The sequence below is a fragment of the Microcoleus sp. OTE_8_concoct_300 genome (assembly GCF_031383065.1).
In the GTDB taxonomy this organism is placed as follows: domain Bacteria; phylum Cyanobacteriota; class Cyanobacteriia; order Cyanobacteriales; family Microcoleaceae; genus Microcoleus.
Genome location: NZ_JANMZH010000919.1, coordinates 1 through 2,437 on the forward strand (window position 1 = coordinate 1; position 2,437 = coordinate 2,437).

Annotated in this window: 3 protein-coding genes; all 3 read right to left on the reverse strand. The window is 42.2% G+C overall.

Annotated features, from left to right (window positions below; genetic code table 11):
* Positions 1–476, reverse strand: a 476-nt coding sequence (locus ACUVJL_RS39270; RefSeq protein WP_445250762.1) for a type I restriction endonuclease, incomplete at its 3' end; no start/stop codon positions are given.
* A 3-nt stretch (positions 477–479) separates the two neighbouring features.
* Positions 480–1,805, reverse strand: a complete 1,326-nt coding sequence (locus ACUVJL_RS39275; RefSeq protein WP_445250763.1) for a restriction endonuclease subunit S — start codon at positions 1,803–1,805, stop codon at positions 480–482.
* On the reverse strand, positions 1,802–2,437 hold a 636-nt coding region (locus ACUVJL_RS39280; RefSeq protein ID WP_445250764.1), incomplete at its 5' end, for a hypothetical protein. The genes ACUVJL_RS39280 and ACUVJL_RS39275, both read right to left, overlap by 4 nt.

Below are 2,437 nucleotides of genomic sequence, written 5' to 3' on the forward strand. Positions count from 1 at the left end.
CTGTAGCCGAGGTAAATGCCATTGACAAAGAGGCAGATATCTGGACGGAAGGAAAAGATTTGTTCGCCTTGATAGTGGTATTTGTAAGGCAGTTCTTGAACGACAGAGAAAATGTTTTGAGCAAAGAGGCTGCTGTCGTGAGTTACGCTGTCGTCGGGGTAAAATAGGTGGAGTTTGATGCCTTGCAGGGTAACGGATTTATTGGCGTTGATAAATAATGCCATGTTGCGACTGCTGGCGATGCGCTCTTGGATTAGCTCGATTAGATCGCCTAGCAGTTCTTGGGCGTTGCTGCTATATTTTTTGAGCAGTGCCTCGTAGGGCTTTTGGTTGAGTTCGGTGGTTGAAATGAAGGCTTGTAAGTCTTCTTCGATAATTAGGGAATTGGTGATAGTGTTGGCTTTAACTTCTTGGTAGCCTAAACTTTCTCGAAAAAAGGGGATAAGGAATTTGTCTTGCAGGTTCAGTTCACTCATAGGTCAGACCACCTTTATTTTGCCTGTGACGACATCGTTGAGCAGGGTTTTACGCAGTTCTTTGAGTTTTTCGATTTGGGTGTTGATGGTTTGAATAATCTGGTCAATTTGGGCCGTTTTGGTGTCAAGGTAGTCGGCGATCGCTTTTTGTTCGGAGAGTGGAGGGAGAACAATACTTAATAGTCTAACTTTACTGCCTTTAAGTCCTAGAACAGTAGAACCTGTTGCATTACGCTGTAGACTATATTGGAAAACAGAAGACATTAACCAATACTTCATAAAATAATTATCAAGGGTATTTATTTTACCTCTAAATTTTATAATTCTCTGCGCTAGAGCAAAATGTAATCTATCAACATTTGCAACTTCGCCAAGTGGAGCTTCTGTTGTAAATAAAACGTCACCAATCTCAGGTTTTCCTCTATTTAATAGTGATTGAACATCATCAATATCAACAAACTCTTCAGATAAAGAGTAATCAATACGCCCTTGTTTAATATTCCTTGCGGTTACAAGGAGTATTCCATTTTCATCAATGTTCACTTTCCTTGGAGTACGTCCTCTATAGTCAACAAGGGAAGACAAAGTTTTGACTAAGAATGTGATTTGCCAATGCTCTGGTACTTCACCTAACCACTCAGCCCCGCTATCCTTCACCGGCACAGATTTATCAAGCCCGCGTGTCACAGTTTCATTGATGAGAGACTGCTTGAGATCGCCGTATAGCGCTGCCTTCTGGGTGAGTAGGTCAATTTTGCGATCTATTTGGTCGGTTTTTGTGTCGAGGTAGTGGGCGATCGCTTCTTGTTCAGAGAGAGAAGGAATTGGAATTGGCAGAGCTTGCAGAATTGGTACGCTGATATTAAGTTGGGCTGTACCCCACCCTTCCAAATAAAAGTAGTCCTGTGCAGATATACTATTTATCCAGTAACAGTAGTAACTTATAGAGGCTAATTTAGTGACTAAAGTTGTGACGAGCATAGTAAAACATTGGCATTTATCTAACTCTTCTGGTACTACTGCTGTCACGCCTACGTTACCTGTTCTCACTGTAACCAAATCACCAGCGTGGATAAGTTTCGATTTTCGGTCATTAGCAAAATCAGAATTGATATAAAAGATGTCCCCGATAATCTTGCCCGCACGAATATTAGTAGATCTTAAAATTGGAGTTCCTTCTTCTGCATAAGCATGAGTTGCAGCCTCAGCAATTCCAACAACAACTCGTCTAGCAATTCGGTTAAGCATTCCAGACTCCCAATGCTCAGGTATTTCACCTATGCACTTAACTTCACTATCTTTATAAGCTTTATAACGCTCAATTTTCATAACGTAAACTCATCCTCAAGCCTCTTTAGCTCATCTTCAAGAGTAGAAATCTCTGCTAAAATCTCTGCCACATCTCGCAGCTTTTCAAATTTATAAAATACCTTATTGAAATTAATCTCCACTCCGACCACATTCTCTAAATACTCAAACGGTTTTGTAATATACTTCGCCATAAACGCCTCAATCGCCGCCCGGTTTTCCGTCTCATTCAGATGAAACGGAATAATTTCATAATCCTTCTGATAATCTGGTGTTAGTTCCACTGTAATTTCAATCCGTTCTGGCTGGGTTTTCGTCCCTTTCTTAAACGTCGCCTTCGCAACAATCTGACCGCAACCCAACGCATCTCGCTTACCTAATCCCTCTTTAATCAGCGTTTCCTGGTCAGCATTGAAGCTATACAGCGCCTTTTCCGTTGTCACGACCAACGGCTGCTCTTTGTAGTCCAGCGAACTCACAAACGGCTTAATATCCTGCTCATACGCCTCAGCCAACGAACCAAACCGCTCCGAGTCATACTCCGTAATCGTAAATTCGGTTAACGTCCGTTCCCCGTTTTCCAACTTCAGCGGCGACAACTTCAGACTGGTTTTGCCCTCCTTGAGACGACTGGCGAAAGTCCTGCCTTGCTC